Source organism: Pseudarthrobacter sp. SL88, assembly GCF_026672455.1.
In the GTDB taxonomy this organism is placed as follows: Bacteria; Actinomycetota; Actinomycetes; order Actinomycetales; family Micrococcaceae; genus Arthrobacter.
The window spans coordinates 1806237-1823337 of record NZ_JAPPRD010000001.1 but is presented as its reverse complement, the minus strand read 5'-3'; the positions used below and the strand labels follow the sequence as shown (position 1 = coordinate 1823337).

The window sequence follows — 17101 nt, the reverse complement described above, 5'->3', positions numbered from 1 at the left end:
ACTGATGTAATAGGCTGGCAGGACCAAGAAACGCGCCGGTCAATGCCGCGGCGCAACAGATCCGGAGGGTTTCAACGTGATCACCGCATTCGTCCTGATCAAAACGGACGCTTCCCGCATTCCCGAGACGGCCGAGGAGATCTCAGCGATCGAAGGCATCAGCGAGGTGTACTCCGTCACCGGCGAGTGGGACCTGATCGCCGTCGCCAGGGTTACCCGGCATGAAGACCTTGCGGATGTCATTGCCGACCGGCTCTCGAAAGTTCCGGCGGTGGTCCACACCACCACCCACATAGCGTTCCGGGCCTACTCCCAGCACGACCTTGACGCGGCCTTTTCGCTGGGGTTCGAACAGTAGGCAAGGCATCTGCCTCTATGAGGCTGTGAGCGAGACCCACTTGTCAAGCACTGCGGCCGCGGCACCGCTATCGATGGACGCGGCCGCGCGGGCGTAGGCACCGTGCATCCTGTCCAGGAATGTTCCCTCGGCTGAAAGATCGAAGGCCACCAGGCCGGCGGCAGCATTCAGCAGGACGGCGTCCCGCGCCGGCCCCTCCTTTCCCGCCAGGACCTCGCGGACAACCACCGCGTTCGCCCTCGCATCGCCGCCACGAAGCTCTTCCACGGTGGCCGGGCTGATGCCCAGGTCACGGGGCGAGAACTCCAAAGCTTCGACGCTGCCGTTACGGATCTCCCACACCGTGGAGGGGCCGGTGGTGGTGAGCTCATCAAGGCCGTCATTACCGCGGAACACCAGGCCCCTGCTCCCCCGCCGCGCCAGGACTCCCGCCACCAGGGGTGCCATCCTGGCGTTTGCGACGCCAACGGCAGATGCCTGCACCTTGGCGGGGTTGGTCAGCGGACCCAGGAAGTTGAAGGCAGTGGGGATCGCCAGTTCTTTCCTCGGCACGGCGGTATGGCGGAACGAAGGATGGAATACCTGGGCGAAGCAAAAGGTGATTCCCGCCTCTTCCGCGTTCCTGGCCACGCGGTCGATCGCCAGGTCCAGCCGCACCCCGAGGGCCTCAAGCACGTCGGCAGAGCCGGACGACGACGACGCGGCCCGGTTGCCGTGCTTCACCACCCGCGCGCCGGCGCCGGCTGCGACCAGCGCCGCCATCGTGGAAATGTTGACGGTATTCAGCTGGTCACCGCCTGTACCGACGATGTCGAGCTTTTCCCCTGAGATGCTGATGGGTTTGGCGTGTGCGAGCATGGCGTCCACGAGTCCCGACAGTTCCTCGACCGTCTCCCCCTTGCCACTGAGGGCCACCAGGAAGCCGGCGATCTGCGCAGGCGTGGCTTCCCCGGACATGATCGTGTCCATGGCCCAGGAAGTGTTGTCCGCGGTGAGGTCACGCCCGCTGATCAGCGCTGAGATCAGTCGGGGCCAGGTGTTGCCGGACGCTGGGGAAGCCTGTGAAGTCACCTGCTGATGCTATCGAGGGATGGCGGCGGCTGACCAATATGAACCGGTGCGGGAACTTTTCAGCGCGATTTCGCGTCTTTGTAGAAAAAGTCTCCCCAAAAGGCGGTTTGCGTTGGGCAGCACGGACTTTTACAGACATAATGTCTATGTGACATCTGCGACCCATGCCCCCAGTACCCCGGCGCACCCCACGCTGAACCGCCCCAATATGGTTTCCGTTGGAACCGTTGTGTGGCTGTCCAGCGAGTTGATGTTCTTCGCCGGTCTCTTCGCCATGTACTTCACACTGCGCTCCACGAGCGCTCAGATGTGGGCGGACGAGACAGCCAAGCTCAACTTCCCCTTTGCGCTCGTTAACACCATCGTCCTCGTGGCAAGTTCCTTTACTTGCCAGATGGGCGTCTTCGCCGCCGAACGGCTCCAGCCGCGCCGCACCGGAGGGGTGTTCTCGTTCTCCCGCTGGGGCATGAACGAATGGTTCACCCTGACGTTCATCATGGGCGCCTTCTTTGTCGCGGGCCAGACCACCGAGTACGCGATGCTGGTTTCCGAGCACGTCTCGCTCTCCTCGAACGCCTACGGCTCCGCCTTCTACATGACCACCGGCTTCCACGGTCTTCACGTCATCGGCGGCCTCGTTGCCTTCCTGCTCATCATGGGCCGGTCGTTCGCCGCCAAGAAGTTCGGTCACTTCGAAGCCACCTCGGCGATTGTCACCTCTTACTACTGGCACTTCGTTGACGTCGTGTGGATCGGCCTCTTCCTGGTCATCTACGTACTCAAGTAACCAGTTTTGAAACTTTTTCTACACGAGGCAGAATTTCAGGTCGCGGCTCCACAAGCCGTCGCAGGAACGAATAAAGGAACCACCACGTGAAGGCACTCTCACAAAAGCGGCGTCACCCACTGGCAGCAATAGCGCTGCTCCTGATGGGGCTACTCCTTACGGGTGGGCTGTACGCTGTGGCCACCACCGTCAACGAGGCAAAGGCTTCCACTACCACCTACAGTGCCAACGACACTGAAGAGGGCGGCAAGCTCTTCGCGGCGAACTGCGCAACGTGCCACGGCATGGGTGCCAGCGGTACCGCTGATGGCCCGTCACTGGTGGGCGTCGGCGCCGCTGCTGTTGACTTCCAGGTGGGCACCGGCCGCATGCCGATGCAGATGAACGGACCGCAGGCCCTCAAGAAGCCCGCCCAGTTCAACGACGAGCAGACCCATCAGCTTTCAGCCTATGTCGCTTCCCTGGGTGCCGGCCCGGCAATCCCTGAAGAAGACCTGGTGAACGGCGGCGGTGACGCTGCCGCCGGCGGTGAGCTGTTCCGCACCAACTGCGCCATGTGCCACAACGCCGCCGCTGCCGGTGGCGCCCTGACCCGCGGCAAGTTCGCTCCGGCCCTCGCCGACGTATCAGGTAAGCACATCTACGAAGCAATGGCGACCGGTCCGCAGAACATGCCGGTCTTCAGCGATTCGAACATCACCCCTGAAGGCAAGAAGGACATCATCACGTTCCTGAAGCAGATCGAAAGCACCGGTTCCCCGGGTGGCGCCGACCTCGGTTCGCTGGGTCCTGTTGCTGAAGGCCTCTTCGTTTGGGTTGCCGGCCTGGGTGTCATCATTGCCTTCACCATCTGGCTGACGTCCCGCACATCCTGACGCGGTCCCGCACCAAACTTTCTGCTGCAAAGTCCAGCAGGTTGATATTAGAAACTAACCCGGCAGCCGCCGGGACGAGAGAAGGATGAGGCGAATTATGGGCAACCATAGTGACGGCAGTCCGAACCACTCGGGCACCGTAGCTACGGCTGGTCAGAATGAGGTGGAGAAGTTCCAGGATCCTGGAATTCCCCCGCATCGTTTGCGCCTGGCTGACACGGATCCGAAAGCCGCAAAGCGGGCAGAACGGCAGGTCGCCTTACTATTTGGCATCTCTGTCGTTGGAACCCTGATCTTCCTGGTGGCGTACTTCGCCATCGACCTGGGCGAGGATTCCAACATCGCAACCATCCGGTTGCAGAATGCCCTCCTTGGTGTTGGCACGGCATTCGCCATGCTCGGCATCGGTACCGGCATCGTCCACTGGGCCAAGGCCCTGATGCCGGATCACGAAGTATCGGAAGAGCGCCACGCCATCCGTTACGAGGAGGACCGCCAGGCTGCAGTCCGCATCGTTGATGACATTGTGGAAGAGACCGGCATCAAGCGCCGCCCCCTGATCCGCAACACCCTTCTCGGCGCTGTGGCCCTCGCTCCCCTGCCCGCAGTGGCTATTTTCGGCGATCTGGGTCCCCGGCCCGATAACAAGCTTGCCCACACCATGTGGGCGCCGCAGGACGGCAAGCTCAAGCGCCTGGCCCGCGACCCTGACGGTACGCCGATCAAGGCCGCAGATGTCACCATCGGTTCGGCCTTCCACGTCATTCCGGAAGGCCTGAACGAGCTCCACGAGGGCAAGCTCAACGAGAAGGCCAAGGCTGTTGTGCTGCTCATGCGCCTGGACCCGGCGTCCCTGCATCCCTCTGAAGGCCGCGAGGACTGGGGATACAACGGCATCGTTGCGTACTCCAAGATCTGCACCCACGTTGGCTGCCCTGTTGCTCTGTACGAGCAGCAGACGCACCACCTGCTGTGCCCGTGCCACCAGTCAACCTTTGACCTCACTCAAGAGTGCAAGGTGATCTTCGGACCGGCCAGCCGCCCTCTCCCCCAGCTGCCCATCGCAGTTGATGACGAAGGCTACCTCGTCGCCACCAGCGACTTTCATGAACCTGTAGGACCGAGTTACTGGGAGCGTGATATGCATGAGCGCAGCATCAACAGCTGAGCCCGCTTTCGTCGCCAAAACCAAGGCAGGCCGGGTTACCGACTTCGTCGATTCTCGAGTTGGCGGGTCCGGAATCCTCCGGGAATTCGGCCGCAAAGTCTTCCCCGACCACTGGTCCTTCATGTTCGGCGAGGTCGCGCTCTACTCGTTCGTGATCCTGCTGCTTTCGGGTACGTTCCTGACGTTCTTCTTCGACCCGTCCATGGCGGAGACCCACTACGACGGATCGTATGTGCCCCTTAAGGGCGTCGAAATGTCGGTCGCCTACAGCTCCTCGCTGGACATCTCCTTCGATATCCGTGGCGGCCTGTTCATGCGCCAGGTCCACCACTGGGCAGCCCTTCTGTTCGTGGCTTCCATCGCCGTACACATGCTTCGCGTGTTCTTCACCGGCGCATTCCGCCGTCCTCGTGAAATGAACTGGGTTGTGGGCTGCGTCCTGCTCATCCTGGCCATGGCTGCCGGCTTCACCGGCTACTCACTTCCTGATGACCTGCTCTCGGGTAACGGCCTCCGCATCATCGACGGCGTCATCAAGTCCATCCCGGTGGTTGGTACCTACATCTCCTTCTTCCTGTTCGGCGGAGAATTCCCGGGAACGGCGATCATCAGCCGCCTCTACATGCTGCACATCCTGCTGGTGCCGGCACTGATCCTCCTCATGATCGTGCTCCACCTGTTCATGGTTGTGGTCCACAAGCACACCCAGTACCCCGGCCCGGGACGCAACGACAACAACGTTGTCGGCTACCCGCTTGGCCCCGTGTACGCAGCCAAGGCCGGCGGCTTCTTCTTCATCGTCTTCGGTGTCCTGGCACTGATGGCAGCGTTCTTCACCATCAACCCGATCTGGAACTACGGTCCCTACGACCCCTCCCCCGTTTCCGCCGGTACACAGCCTGACTGGTACATCGGATTCGTGGACGGTGCGCTGCGCCTGATGCCCGGCACCTTTGGTGACTGGCACGTAGAGCAGACCTGGCTGGGCTTCGTCTTCACATTCAACGTGCTGCTTCCCGCCCTGGTACCCGCCGGCATTCTGTTCACGGTGATGTTCACCTACCCGTGGATCGAGCGCTGGATCACGAAGGACAACCGCGAACACCACGTTCTGGACCGTCCCCGCAACGCCCCCACCCGTACGGGCATCGGTGTTGCAGGTTTCATCTGGTATTGCGTTATGTGGGCGGCTGCCGGCTCTGACCTCATTGCCACGCACTTCCACGTGTCCCTCAACGACGTCACCTACTGGCTCCGTGCCCTGTTCTTCATCGGACCGATTATCGGATTCATCGTTGCCAAGCGCGTCGCCCTTGCGCTCCAGCGCAAAGACCGCGAGATTGCACTGCACGGCCGGGAAACCGGACGCATCGTCCGGTTGCCCCACGGTGAGTTCATCGAGGTTCACGCTCCGCTCGACGAGTACAAGCGGTACAAGCTGGTCGGATTCGAATCGCCCGAGGTACTCCCCGCGGTACCGAACGAGCACGGTGTGGTGACCGGCAACGAGAAGCGCCGCGCCTTCCTCTCCAAGTGGTTCTTCGAGGACCGTGTAGCTCCGGCTACACCTGCAGAGCTTGAAGCAGCCCACGGCCACGGCCACGCGGCAGTGGAAGCCTCCGAGGAAGCCAAGAGCCTCTCCCACTAGGTTCACCCAGGCACCAAACAGAGCAGGGCCCGATCCGAAAGGACCGGGCCCTGCTCTGTTTGTATCCCGCGTCCAGGTGGCCGCAGCGCCAGGATTCGGTGGGGCCGCTCCCCTTCGCAGCCCGCTTAGAGGTTCCGCGCCCGGCGTGCCCCCGGGCGCTGCAGGGGCACCCAGAGCTTGTAGCGGTCTGCCCGGTAGTAGGAAACGGAGTAGTCCACCATGGCGCGGGCCACAAAGGCATGCCGTTGGATCTTCAAGAGCGGTGAACCCACTTCCACGTTGAGGAGGCGCGCCGTGGACGGAGAGGAAGCCGTTGCCTCGATCATGTCCTCACCCCACTCCATGACCAGGCCGAACTGTTCGCTCAGGACGTTGTACAGGGATGTGGGGGGCTCGCCGTCGAGCAGGCCCGGAACGCGGTGGGCGGGGATAAAGTTCTCATCCACGCTCATGGGCTCTCCGTCCGCCAGGAGGAGCCTGCGGAAACGCACCAGCGGGGTGCCTTCGTCCAGCTGCAGTTCGCGGGCGAGGAAGGCGCTGGCACCGATCTGTTCAAAGCTGAGGACCTTTGCGGCCGGGACCATGCCACGGCGCTGCATTTCCTCGCTGTACGAGGTGAGCTTTACCTGGAGGTCAAGCTTAGGCCGGCGGACAAAGGTACCAAGGCCAACAACGCGTTCAATGACTTCCTCGCCCACCAGGGCATCGATGGCCTGGCGGACAGTCATCCGGGCGAGACCGAATCGTTCGGCCAAGTCACGCTCTGAAGGCAGCGCCGATCCGGGCGGGCAGGCCTCCGCGATGTAGGCGCGCAAAATCTCCCGCAATTGAATGTAAATGGCGACACCGCTGGTGCGGTCTATGTCGCCCTTGATGGTTTTGGCTGCAGCCGCCATGAGTCCGCCTTTTCCTGCTTGGTACCGTTTCTAATCGTAGGTCAGGTCTAGACCAGCTGTGTTCCTGCCGAAGGCTCCATGGCGGCAGCGACTGGAAGCCGGATATATATTTGGGCTGGAAGATTTACGCGACAGACGGACGGTTCCGTCAAGACGAAGGAGTCCCCTTTGCCATCACACAAGGCCGTGGTCACGGCTTCTGTCGGCCTTCATGCAAGGCCTGCGGCCGATTTTGTCCGGGCCGTCATGGATACGGGCCTTCCCGTGGTCATTGCCAAGGACGGCAGCCCGGCCGTCGATGCGAGGTCGCTGCTTCAGGTGATGGCTGCCGACTTCCAGCACGGCTGTGAAGTGCAGCTCACGGTCAGCGATACAGCCTTGGACGGACCTGTGAGCGCGGAAAATGCCGCGGGAGCCCTCCAGTCCCTCGGAGACCTCCTCGCGGCGCAGGGAGCCCTGCAGCCCGCTGTCCGGCACTAGCTCGGCACAAGCTAGCCGAGAACCAACGACGCCGGCCCCCACCAATGGTGGGGGCCGGCGTCGTTGTTAAGTGTGTTGCCTAGTGGGCGTGGTCCCCACGGCTGTATTCGTAAACCCAGCCGACAAGCGCTACGACCGCAAGGCCGGCAGCAATGAAGACAATCCAGAACCCGACGGCCAATCCAAGGAACCCGGTGGCGCAGGCCAGACCGAGGACCAGGGGCCACCAGCTCCAGGGGCTGAAGTGCCCCTGCTCGCCGGCACCTTCGTGGATCTCAGCGTCGCTGCGGTCCTCGGGGCGCATCCCCACGCGTTTGGCGGTGAAACCAAGGTACGCGCCGATCATGCCGGCCAGTCCGCCTACGAGCAGGACACCCAGGGTGCCGACCCACTCGTTCCAATGCGTCAGGAACCCGTACACGATGGAGACAGGGATGAAGAAGAATACTCCCGATCCAAAGATCCAAGATTCGATTTTCACTGTGCGGTGTCCTTCTGGTCGGCGTTGCCGAGGACGCTGGCCGCAGGTGCCGGCGACTCGACGGTGTGGACCTGGCGCAGCTCAGGGTGGTGCAGGTCCAGGGCGGGGCGCTCCGAACGGATCCGGGGCAGCGAGGTGAAGTTGTGGCGCGGCGGCGGGCAGGACGTGGCCCATTCGAGCGAGGCACCGAAGCCCCAGGGATCATCAACCTGGACCTTTTCGGCCTTCCGCCACGTGATGTAGACGTTCCAGAAGAACGGAATCAGCGAGGCACCGAGGACGAAGGACGCCACCGTGGAGAACTGGTTCATCCAGGTGAAGTTGTCTTCCACCAGGTAGTCGGCGTAGCGGCGGGGCATGCCTTCGACGCCAAGCCAGTGCTGGATGAGGAACGTGCCGTGGAAGCCCAGGAACAGGAGCCAGAAGTGGATCTTGCCGAGGCGCTCGTTGAGCATTTTTCCGGTCCACTTGGGCCACCAGAAGTAGAAGCCGGCGAACATGGCGAACACCACGGTTCCGAAGACCACGTAGTGGAAGTGCGCCACCACGAAGTAGGAGTCCGAGACGTGGAAGTCGAGCGGAGGCGAAGCCAGGATGATGCCGGTCAGGCCGCCGAACAGGAACGTGACGAGGAACCCGATGCTCCAGAGCATGGGGGTTTCGAACGTGATGGAGCCGCGCCACATGGTGCCGATCCAGTTGAAGAACTTCACGCCGGTCGGAACGGCAATGAGCATCGTCATGAAGGCGAAGAACGGCAGGAGCACCGAGCCGGTGACGTACATGTGGTGGGCCCACACCGTCACGGACAGTGCAGCGATGGCGATCGTGGCGTAAACGAGGCCCTTGTAGCCGAAGATCGGCTTGCGGCTGAACACCGGGAAGATCTCGGAAACGATGCCGAAGAACGGCAGCGCGATGATGTACACCTCGGGGTGGCCAAAGAACCAGAACAGGTGCTGCCAGAGGACGGCACCGCCGTTTTCGGGATCGAAGATGTGTGCACCAAACCGGCGGTCGGCGCCCAGGGCGAACAGTGCGGCGGCCAGCGGGGGGAACGCCATCAGGACCAGGATGGCCGTGATGAGGGTGTTCCAGGTGAAGATCGGCATGCGCCACATGGTCATGCCCGGGGCGCGCATGCAGATGATGGTGGTGATGAAGTTGACCGCACCGAGGATGGTGCCGAAGCCGGAGAGCGCCAGGCCGAAGACCCAAAGGTCACCGCCGATGCCGGGGCTGAATGTTGTGTTCGACAGTGGTGCGTAGGCGAACCAGCCGAAGGATGCTGCACCCTGCGGGGTGATGAAGCCGGACACCGCAATGGTGGAGCCAAAGAGGAAGAACCAGAAGGCCAGGGCGTTCAGACGCGGGAACGCAACGTCGGGCGCGCCGATCTGCAGCGGCATGATGACGTTGGCGAAGCCGGCGAACAGCGGAGTGGCGAACATCAGCAGCATGACTGTGCCGTGCATGGTGAACAGCTGGTTGTACTGTTCCTTCGTCTGCAGGATCTGCATGCCGGGCTCGAAGAGCTCGGCACGAATGAGCAGCGCCATGACGCCGCCGAGGCAGAAGAAGACGAACGAGGCGATCAGGTACATGTACCCGATGGTCTTGTGGTCAGTGGAGGTGATCCAGTTGACGACGATGCGTCCCTTGGACTTCGGTACCACCGGAGCCTGCAGGGCTCCTGTGGGTGCGGATTGAGTGTACGTAGCCACGTCGCTCCCCTTACTTAATTTCGTTCAGGTTAGGGTTGCGGTCGTACTCCACGCCCAGCAGCCCGGTGTTGCCGGCTGCTTTCAGCCCGTCCATGTGGGCCTGGAATTCAGATTCCGACACCACCTTGACGCGGAACAGCATTTCGGAGTGGTACTCGCCGCAGAGTTCGGCACACTTGCCGTCGTAGGTGCCCTCTTTAGTGGGGGTGAACCTGATGTAGTTGGTCTTTCCGGGGATCATGTCGCGCTTCTGCAGGAAGGCGGGAACCCAGAACGAGTGGATGACGTCGCGGGCGTTGAGCTCGAGGTCAACAGACTTGTTCACCGGCAAGTACAGCGTGGGGAGCTGTTCCTTGTCGATGGTGTTGCCGGTCAGGTGCGCCTGGACACCGGCTTCGTGGAGGTCTTCCTGGATGACGTCGCCGGACTTGTAGTTGAAGTCCCAGGCCCACTGCTTGCCGCGGACGTCAACTACGACGTCGGCCGGCTGGGAGCGGTCATCAATGGCCTGCTGGTCACGGTCGGTGAAGTAGAAGAACACCAGGACCATGAAGATCGGGATGGTCAGGTAAAAGACCTCAAGCGGAAGGTTGAAACTGGTCTGCCGCGGGAACCCAACAGTCCCCTTGCGGCGGCGGTACGCCACCAGGCACCAGATGATGAGGCCCCAGGTAATGGTGCCCACCACCAGCGCGGCAATCCATGAGTTGACCCAGAGGTCCATGATGCGGTCGGTGTTGCTGGTGGTGCCGCGTTCAGTCGGCAGCCACCCCTTCTCTACCTCTGGCGAACATCCGGTCAAAACCAACGCGCTGGCAATTGCCAAGCCAGTGATCGTTGTGATCGTTTTGCGTCGGCTGCCGGTTCGGTTCTGCGAACTCACAGACGGCCCTTCCTACTTGTTGCTGTTGTCCGGGCAGCCATCGGCGGCCCCGGGCACACTAAAAGTTTTACTACTCGGTGTAGAGCTTACCGCTCCCCCGGACGTTTCGCCCACATGTCGGCGCCGCGCCTCCCAGCCAATCTGGTTGGCAGGAGACACGGCGCAGGCATACGGCAAAATGACCGGCTTAGTGGAAGGAATCTCCACAGGCACAGGAGCCACCGGCATTGGGGTTGTCGATGGTGAATCCCTGCTTGGAAATGGTGTCTTCGAAGTCGATGCTGGCGCCGCTGAGGTACGGGACGCTCATCTTGTCCACCACGACCTCGACACCGTCGTAATCACGTACGGCGTCGCCGTCGAGAATCCGCTCGTCGAAGTACAGCTGGTAGATCAGGCCGGAGCAGCCGCCGGGCTGCACGGCAACCCGAAGGCGCAGGTCCGTGCGGCCTTCCTGTTCGAGAAGGCTGCGTACCTTGCCTGCGGCGACATCGGTCAGGTTGACCTCGTGGACCGGCAGTTCGCCGGATTCGCTGGTGGTTGCGGTGCTGTTCTCATTGGTTGCGGTGCTCATTGGCCTACCTTCTTGGGACGGGTCCTGGCGGCTCCGCTTCTGCGGTGCCTGCCCCTACGGATTGGGTATGGGCTATAGCTACATGCTACGTCGGACAGCCTTGTAGCTCTAACTCCTGACGTAACCATGAAAGGCTCGCCGTTGTTCCTTAGCCGGCTTGGCGGGGAACGCCCTGCCCACCTGTCAGCCGAATCAGCCGGGCTGCACGTCCAGGCCTCCGCTGTTGAGCCGGGCAAGCATGAGCGCCTCGGCCAGGATTGCACGCCGGAAGTCGCCCAGGTGCAGGGATTCGTTGGCGCTGTGCGCCCTCGAGTCCGGGTCTTCAACGCCCGTGACAAGGATCTGCACGTCAGGGTACAGCTCCAGCAGGTCCGCAATAAAGGGAATGGAACCGCCTATCCCTGTTTCGACGGCCGGGACGCCCCAGGCCTCCCCCAGCGCCCACATTGCCAGGCGGGCCGCCGGTGATGCGGTGTCCGTCTGGAAGGGATTGCCGCTCTCCCCCGGCGTGAAGATGACCTTCGCGCCGAACGGTGCCTTGGCTTCCACGTGGCGGCCAACAGCGTCCATAGCGGCGGCGGGATCCTGGCCCGGCGCGAGTCGGAGGCTGAACTTGGCCCGGGCCCGCGGCAGCAGGGTGTTCGAGGCGACGTCCACGGCGGGGGCGTCAAAGCCGATGATGGACAGCGCAGGCTTGGTCCACAGGCGGGAGGCGATGCTGCCCGTTCCGGCGAGCCGGACGCCGTCGAGCACTGAAGCATCGGCGCGGTAGTCGGCTTCCGGGAGGTCCACGGCAGCGTTGTCCGTGGCCACGAGCCCGTCGATCGCGACGTTGCCGTCGTCGTCATGGAGTGTGGCGATCAGCCGCGAGAGGAGCGTGGGGGCGTCCAGCACCGGGCCGCCGTACATGCCGGAGTGCACGGCGTGGTCGAGCACCTGCACTTCAATGGTGCCGTCAACGAGGCCACGCAGGCTGGTGGTGAGGGCAGGGACGCCCACTTTCCAGTTGCTTGAGTCTGCAACGACGATAACGTCGGCCTGCAGCAGTTCGCGGTTGGCCTCCAGGAAGGGCCGGAAGGTGGGCGATCCGGCTTCCTCTTCGCCTTCGAAGAAGAACGTCACGCCCAGTCCCAGTTCGCCGACCACCTCCGAGACTGCGGCGTAGGCGGCAATGTGGGCCATGATGCCGGCTTTGTCGTCAGCGGCGCCCCGGCCATAGAGACGGCCATCTTTTTCCACCGCGGTGAACGGCCGTGTTTCCCACAGGGCTTCGTCGCCGGGAGGCTGGACGTCATGGTGGGCGTACAGCAGGATGGTTGGCTTGCCGGGAGCTGCGGGACGGCGTGCGACGACGGCGGGACCGCCGGGCGTGCCGTCCGGCTTGGGGCAGGCGAGGGTCTGCACTTCGTCCAGTCCGGCGTCGCGGAGCAGTTCCGTCACCGCTTCGGCACTGCGTTCCAGCGGGGCCCGGTCGAAGCTGGGCCAGGCGATCCCGGGAATCGCCACCAGTTCCTTGAGGCGGCGCAGTGTTTGGTCAAAGGAACGGTCGACGGCGGCCCGGAGCTGGTCCGTCTGGCCTGTTGTCTCAGGGCCCGGGGATGAGGGGCCTTGCGGATCATGCGGGGTTGCCGTTGGCGAGGGAGTCATGGCCAAAACATTACTCCCGTCACATCTGTTGCTTCGGCAACAGCCGCAGCCAAGGAATCCCGACACGTCCCGCAAGGTATTCTGGTCAGGTGTTCGGACGTAAAAAAGAAGCGCCCTCGGCGCAGGAGACAGTAGACCAGCAGGCGGCGGAAGCGGCGGCGCGCCAGGCGGGTGTCATCGGCAAGGGTGCCCCCACTCCAACGCGGAGGGCCCAGGAAGCCGCCCGCAAGCGTCCGCTGGTGCCGGAGGACCGTAAGGCCTCCAAGGCTGCCGAGCGCCAGGTCATCCAGGACCAGCGGCAGAAGATGCGCCAGGCCCTTGACACCGGGGACGAAAAGTTCCTGCCCTTGCGGGACAAGGGACCGCAGAAGCGGTTTGCCCGCGACTTCGTCGATGCCCGGTTCAGCCTGGGCGAGTTTCTCATGTTCGGCGCCCTTGTTTTCGTTCTGGTTTCCCTGGTGGTGCCGGCATCCAGCGATTACATGATTTACGTCCTGGGTGCTTTCTGGGTCATGTTCCTGGCAGTGTTCGTGGACGTGTTCCTGCTGTCCCGCAAACTGCGCAAGCGGCTGGCGGAGAAGTTCGGCGAGGTTGAGCGCGGCACCGTTTGGTACGGTTCCATGCGCTCCCTCCAGTTCCGCAAGTTGAGGCTGCCCAAGCCGCAGGTCAGCCGCGGCCAGTTTCCCTCCTGAGTCAGAGTTCCGTTAAACAACAGTCCCCGGCGGGTCACCTGCCGGGGACTGCTGTTTAACGGGTCAGGACCCGCAGTGTTTCAGGACCGCCGTGTGCGGGCCAGTTGCCGGTTGATGCGGGCCGCCCAGAAGGGGCCTTCGTACAGGAATGCCGTGTAACCCTGGACCAGGGTCGCCCCCGCGTCGAGCCGGTCCTGCACGTCCTCGGCTGTTTCCACGCCCCCGACGGCGACGAGGGTCAGGGCGTCTCCGGTTGCCTGCTTGAGCCGGCGGAGCACCGCCAAGGAACGCTGCTTCAGCGGTGCGCCGGACAGCCCGCCCGCCCCGCACTGTTCGACTGTTTCGTCCGGGGAAGCCAGCCCCGTCCTGGCGATGGTGGTATTGGTGGCAATAATGCCGTCCAGCTTCAGGTCCAGGGCGAGCTGTGCAACGGCGTCGATGTCTTCGTCGCTGAGGTCCGGAGCAATCTTCACCAGCAGCGGCACGTGCCGGCCCGCAGCACGGTCGGCTTCCTCGCCAACGGCGGTGAGGAGGGGGCGCAACGTTTCGACATCCTGCAGCAGCCGCAGTCCCGGCGTGTTGGGGGAACTGACATTGACCACGAGGTAGTCGGCGGCAGGTGCAAGGGTGCGTGCGCTGATGCGGTAGTCATCCACCGCATCGGCAAGCTCAACAGCTTTGGTCTTGCCGATGTTGACCCCGATGACCGGCCGCACCGCGGGGTGCGTCCGCTGCAGGGCGGCCCGGGCGGACTTGAGGCGGGGAGCCACGGCAGCGGCGCCGTCGTTGTTGAAGCCCATCCTGTTGATGACCGCACGGTCCTGGACCAGGCGGAACAGCCGCGGCTGCTCGTTGCCCGGCTGCGCCTGGCCGGTAATGGTGCCCACTTCAACGTGGCCGAAGCCAAGCTCGGTGAGGGCTTCGATGCCGTGCCCTTCCTTGTCGAACCCCGCTGCAAGTCCGAACGGTGACGGGAAGGTGACGCCGAAGGCGGTGGTCTGCAGGGATGGGGCCGGTGCGGTCAGCCTGCGGAGCACCTTCCCCGCCCCGGACGAATGCGCCAGCCGGATCCCCTTGAAGCCGAGGGTATGGGCGCGCTCGGCGTCCATCCAGGAGAAAGCCAACTTGAAGAATGTGGGGTAAACGCGCATGCAACCAGTTTTCCGCCTCACGGGCCGTGGACCAAAACGGTGACGCCCAAACAGGGGCGCGGCTGCTGGGTCCGCGCCACCCGCTGCCGGATTAGCATGGGTCCATGGCATGGGAAGAGGACATCCTGGGCGCCGGATTCCAGTCCTTTGCGTTCGAGGCCAAGGGAGCCGACGGCGTGCAACGGACCGCCACGCTGGTGCGCTTCCGGCCGGCGCCGGGCGGCACCGCCCCGCCACAACAAACGCGCCGGCCCGTCCTCTTCCTGCACGGCTGGAGTGACTACTTTTTCAACGTGGACCTGGCCATGTTCTGGAACTCGGCAGGCTATGACTTCTACGCCCTGGACATGCATAACCACGGCAGGAGCCTGCGCCCGGACGCACCGGGGGGCTTTGTGTCGCATCTGGCTGACTACGATGCCGAGATTGAGGCGGCCCGGGTCATCATCGGAGGCGGGGACCCGCCCGGGCCCATCACCCTGATGGGACATTCGACCGGGGGCCTCGTGGCAGCACTGTGGGCCGCGGGACACCCGGGTTCCGTGTCGCGGCTGGTGCTCAACAGCCCATGGCTGGAAATGCACGGCAGCTCACTGGTCCGGCGCGCCGCTTCGGGTCTCATGGCGCCGATGGCGAGGCTGCGGCCCACGGCCGTCCTTCGGCTGCCTGAACGGGGATTCTACTGGCGGACCATCAGCAGCGCGGCCGAGGGAGAGTGGACCATCGACGACCGGTACCGGCCACCGATGGCCTTCCCGGTGCGGGCAGGCTGGCTGAGCGCAGTGCTGGCGGGCCATGCGCGCGTTGCCCGGGGGCTGAACATCCAGGTGCCCATCCTGGTGCTGCTCTCCGCCGGGAGTGCGACCGGACTGCTGTGGTCCGAAGCCATGCGCCGCACTGACGCCGTGCTGGATGTGAACATCATCGGGGCCAGGGCCCTGGCATTGGGCCGGAGCGTCACGGTGGAGCGGATTGAAGGTGCCCTGCACGATGTTTTCCTCTCCCCTGCCGAGGTGCGTGCCGACGCCTACGCCCGCCTCGCGCGATGGCTGAGTGCCTACGGCGCCGAGGAGCCACCGGGCCGGGCCGCTGCGTCCACTGCGCCGCCGTAGCGCCGGTCACGCCGCGCATATTCCTCTACCGCCGCCCACAGTGTCCGCCGGTCCACGTCCGGCCACAGCGTGTCCATGAATACGAACTCGGCATACGCCGATTGCCAGAGCAGGAAGTTCGACAACCTCTGTTCCCCTGAGCTGCGAAGGAAAAGGTCCACGTCGGGAAGGTCCGGTTCATCAAGGTACTTCTGGATGGTGCGCTCCGTAATCGCACCGGGCTTCAGCCGTCCTGCGGCGACCTCTGCAGCTATGGCAGACACAGCGTCGGTGATCTCCGCCCGTCCGCCGTAATTAACACACATGGTCAACGTGCAGGTGGTGTTGCCGGCCGTGTAGTCCTCTGCCTCTTCCAGCTCCCGGATTACCGAGCCCCAGAGCTTCGGCCGCCGGCCCGACCAGCGGACCCGGACGCCCCATTCGTCCAGCTGGTTGCGCTGGCGACGTAGCACGTCCTTGTTAAAACCCATGAGGAAGCGGACCTCTTCAGGGGACCTGCGCCAGTTTTCCGTGGAGAATGCGTAGACACTGACATACTCGATGCCGAGTTGGATGGCTCCGGCCATGACATCGAGCAGTGCGGGTTCGCCTGCCTTATGTCCTTCGATCCGGGGAAGTCCCCGCTGGTTTGCCCAGCGGCCGTTGCCGTCCATGACAATGGCCACGTGGCGGGGAATGAATTCAGCCGGGATGGACGGCGGAACGGCCCCCGAGGGGTGCGGGGAAGGCGGGACCACCGGTTGGGTACGCCTGCGGGCGGGGTTCGTCTTTTTTCCCAAGGCCACTGTCAGCTACGCTCCACATGTTTGAGGGATTTCAGCACCCGTTCGAGGTGCCATTGCAGGTATGCGGCCACCAGGCCGGCGGCTTCCTTGCGGTGCAGCGGTAAGGAAGCATCAGCCGTTGGCCAGTCTCCGGTGAGCAGTGCCGCCAGCAGGATGACAGTTTCGGCGGCCGGAGCGGGCGAGCCCGGTGGCCTGCAGTCCGGGCACACCATGCCGCCCAGGGCAGTGGCGAATGCCGTGTGCGGGCCCGGCATACCGCACCGGGCGCAGTCGGTGAAGCTCGGGGCCCAGCCTCCTGTGGCCAGTGCCCGCAGGAGGTAGGAGTCGAGGATAAGGCCGGCAGCGTGCTCGTTCCGGCTCAGGGCGGCCAATGCACCTACCAGGAGGTTGTATTGGGCCGTGGCAGCCTCACCGTCCACGTCGGTGAGCTTCTCGGCTGTTTCGGTCATGGCTGCGGCGACGGTGTAGCGGCCGTAATCGGCGGCGATGCTGCCGCCGTAGGCGCCTTTGGCCACAGCCTGGGTCACGATGTCCAGGGTCCGGCCTGAGATCAGCTGGAGATCAGCCACCATGAACGGCTCGAGCCGCGCACCGAAACGGCTGCTGGTGCGGCGTACGCCTTTGGCAACTGCCCGGACCTGCCCGTGGTGCTTCGTCAGTAGCGTGATGATCCTGTCGGCTTCGCCCAGCTTGTGGGTACGAAGAACCACGGCGTCGTCGCGGTATGCCCGGGAGGCGAAGGATTGTTGGGCCACGCTCTATCTTCCCA

The 17101-nt window shown here is 63.7% G+C and carries 18 protein-coding genes; 8 read left to right on the top strand and 10 right to left on the bottom strand.

Features of this window, described 5'->3' with window-relative positions; all coding sequences use genetic code 11:
* Window positions 1-76 precede the first annotated feature (76 nt).
* Complete coding sequence (locus OVA06_RS08390; RefSeq protein WP_268157575.1) at window positions 77-358, top strand: Lrp/AsnC family transcriptional regulator; 282 nt, start codon at window positions 77-79, stop codon at window positions 356-358.
* 15 nt (window positions 359-373) lie between these two features.
* Here the strand turns inward: OVA06_RS08390 and trpD are convergent, their stop codons facing one another.
* Window positions 374-1429 (bottom strand): anthranilate phosphoribosyltransferase, encoded by a 1056-nt coding sequence (gene trpD, locus OVA06_RS08385; RefSeq protein WP_268157573.1) that lies wholly within the window; start codon window positions 1427-1429, stop codon window positions 374-376.
* Between the two features lie 112 nt (window positions 1430-1541).
* Here trpD and ctaE point away from each other — a divergent pair, with 112 nt between their 5' ends.
* From ctaE to qcrB, 4 genes are all read left to right on the top strand, one after another.
* Entirely contained in the window at window positions 1542-2216 is a 675-nt protein-coding gene (gene ctaE / locus OVA06_RS08380) for an aa3-type cytochrome oxidase subunit III (protein ID WP_390896676.1), read from the top strand.
* A gap of 86 nt (window positions 2217-2302) precedes the next feature.
* Complete coding sequence (gene qcrC, locus OVA06_RS08375; protein WP_015937140.1) at window positions 2303-3091, top strand: cytochrome bc1 complex diheme cytochrome c subunit; 789 nt, start codon at window positions 2303-2305, stop codon at window positions 3089-3091.
* Window positions 3092-3188: 97 nt separating this feature from the next.
* Window positions 3189-4259, top strand: coding sequence for a cytochrome bc1 complex Rieske iron-sulfur subunit (qcrA, locus tag OVA06_RS08370; RefSeq protein ID WP_056079264.1), 1071 nt, complete (start codon window positions 3189-3191; stop codon window positions 4257-4259).
* Window positions 4237-5907 carry a cytochrome bc1 complex cytochrome b subunit gene (qcrB, locus tag OVA06_RS08365; protein ID WP_056079268.1) on the top strand — a complete coding sequence of 557 codons (1671 nt, stop codon included), beginning with the start codon at window positions 4237-4239 and terminating at the stop codon, window positions 5905-5907. Before qcrA ends, qcrB begins: the two co-directional genes overlap by 23 nt.
* A gap of 125 nt (window positions 5908-6032) precedes the next feature.
* On the opposite strand, the gene OVA06_RS08360 is transcribed toward qcrB, so the two are convergent.
* On the bottom strand, window positions 6033-6803 hold the full coding sequence (locus OVA06_RS08360) for a GntR family transcriptional regulator (RefSeq protein WP_261621216.1): 771 nt from the start codon (window positions 6801-6803) through the stop codon (window positions 6033-6035).
* Window positions 6804-6971: 168 nt separating this feature from the next.
* Between OVA06_RS08360 and OVA06_RS08355 the strand changes: the two genes are divergently transcribed.
* Window positions 6972-7283 carry an HPr family phosphocarrier protein gene (locus OVA06_RS08355; RefSeq protein ID WP_268157568.1) on the top strand — a complete coding sequence of 104 codons (312 nt, stop codon included), beginning with the start codon at window positions 6972-6974 and terminating at the stop codon, window positions 7281-7283.
* A 79-nt stretch (window positions 7284-7362) separates the two neighbouring features.
* On the opposite strand, the gene OVA06_RS08350 is transcribed toward OVA06_RS08355, so the two are convergent.
* From OVA06_RS08350 to OVA06_RS08330, 5 genes are all read right to left on the bottom strand, one after another.
* Window positions 7363-7764, bottom strand: coding sequence for a cytochrome c oxidase subunit 4 (locus OVA06_RS08350; RefSeq protein ID WP_056079276.1), 402 nt, complete (start codon window positions 7762-7764; stop codon window positions 7363-7365).
* Entirely contained in the window at window positions 7761-9488 is a 1728-nt protein-coding gene (gene ctaD, locus OVA06_RS08345) for an aa3-type cytochrome oxidase subunit I (protein WP_056079279.1), read from the bottom strand. Before ctaD ends, OVA06_RS08350 begins: the two co-directional genes overlap by 4 nt.
* A 10-nt stretch (window positions 9489-9498) precedes the next feature.
* Window positions 9499-10371, bottom strand: a complete 873-nt coding sequence (ctaC, locus tag OVA06_RS08340; protein WP_268157565.1) for an aa3-type cytochrome oxidase subunit II — start codon at window positions 10369-10371, stop codon at window positions 9499-9501.
* 187 nt (window positions 10372-10558) lie between these two features.
* Window positions 10559-10945, bottom strand: a complete 387-nt coding sequence (locus OVA06_RS08335; RefSeq protein WP_015937148.1) for a HesB/IscA family protein — start codon at window positions 10943-10945, stop codon at window positions 10559-10561.
* A 192-nt stretch (window positions 10946-11137) separates the two neighbouring features.
* Window positions 11138-12592: a dipeptidase gene (locus tag OVA06_RS08330; RefSeq protein WP_268157563.1), complete on the bottom strand. Its 1455-nt coding sequence runs from the start codon at window positions 12590-12592 to the stop codon at window positions 11138-11140.
* Between the two features lie 89 nt (window positions 12593-12681).
* Between OVA06_RS08330 and OVA06_RS08325 the strand changes: the two genes are divergently transcribed.
* Window positions 12682-13284, top strand: coding sequence for a DUF3043 domain-containing protein (locus OVA06_RS08325; RefSeq protein ID WP_056079287.1), 603 nt, complete (start codon window positions 12682-12684; stop codon window positions 13282-13284).
* Between the two features lie 80 nt (window positions 13285-13364).
* On the opposite strand, the gene OVA06_RS08320 is transcribed toward OVA06_RS08325, so the two are convergent.
* Window positions 13365-14435: a quinone-dependent dihydroorotate dehydrogenase gene (locus OVA06_RS08320; protein ID WP_056079289.1), complete on the bottom strand. Its 1071-nt coding sequence runs from the start codon at window positions 14433-14435 to the stop codon at window positions 13365-13367.
* Between the two features lie 104 nt (window positions 14436-14539).
* On the opposite strand from OVA06_RS08320, the gene OVA06_RS08315 reads away from it, so the two are divergent.
* Complete coding sequence (locus OVA06_RS08315) at window positions 14540-15547, top strand: alpha/beta hydrolase (RefSeq protein WP_056079292.1); 1008 nt, start codon at window positions 14540-14542, stop codon at window positions 15545-15547.
* Here OVA06_RS08315 and OVA06_RS08310 read toward each other — a convergent pair.
* Together OVA06_RS08310 and recO are read right to left on the bottom strand one after the other, a co-directional pair.
* On the bottom strand, window positions 15493-16332 hold the full coding sequence (locus OVA06_RS08310) for an isoprenyl transferase (protein ID WP_056079294.1): 840 nt from the start codon (window positions 16330-16332) through the stop codon (window positions 15493-15495). The two genes, OVA06_RS08315 and OVA06_RS08310, sit on opposite strands and share 55 nt — an antisense overlap.
* A 2-nt stretch (window positions 16333-16334) precedes the next feature.
* Window positions 16335-17087: a DNA repair protein RecO gene (recO, locus tag OVA06_RS08305; RefSeq protein WP_056079297.1), complete on the bottom strand. Its 753-nt coding sequence runs from the start codon at window positions 17085-17087 to the stop codon at window positions 16335-16337.
* Window positions 17088-17101 lie beyond the last annotated feature (14 nt).

Excerpts from the sequence above, each read along its gene's own strand:
- OVA06_RS08330 (WP_268157563.1), bottom strand. The coding sequence starts at position 12,592 with ATGACTCCCTCGCCAACGGCAACCCCGCATGATCCGCAAGGCCCCTCA.
- qcrA (WP_056079264.1), top strand. The coding sequence starts at position 3,189 with ATGGGCAACCATAGTGACGGCAGTCCGAACCACTCGGGCACCGTAGCT.
- OVA06_RS08335 (WP_015937148.1), bottom strand. The coding sequence starts at position 10,945 with ATGAGCACCGCAACCAATGAGAACAGCACCGCAACCACCAGCGAATCC.
- OVA06_RS08315 (WP_056079292.1), top strand. The coding sequence starts at position 14,540 with ATGGCATGGGAAGAGGACATCCTGGGCGCCGGATTCCAGTCCTTTGCG.
- OVA06_RS08360 (WP_261621216.1), bottom strand. The coding sequence starts at position 6,803 with ATGGCGGCTGCAGCCAAAACCATCAAGGGCGACATAGACCGCACCAGC.
- qcrB (WP_056079268.1), top strand. The coding sequence starts at position 4,237 with ATGAGCGCAGCATCAACAGCTGAGCCCGCTTTCGTCGCCAAAACCAAG.
- OVA06_RS08320 (WP_056079289.1), bottom strand. The coding sequence starts at position 14,435 with ATGCGCGTTTACCCCACATTCTTCAAGTTGGCTTTCTCCTGGATGGAC.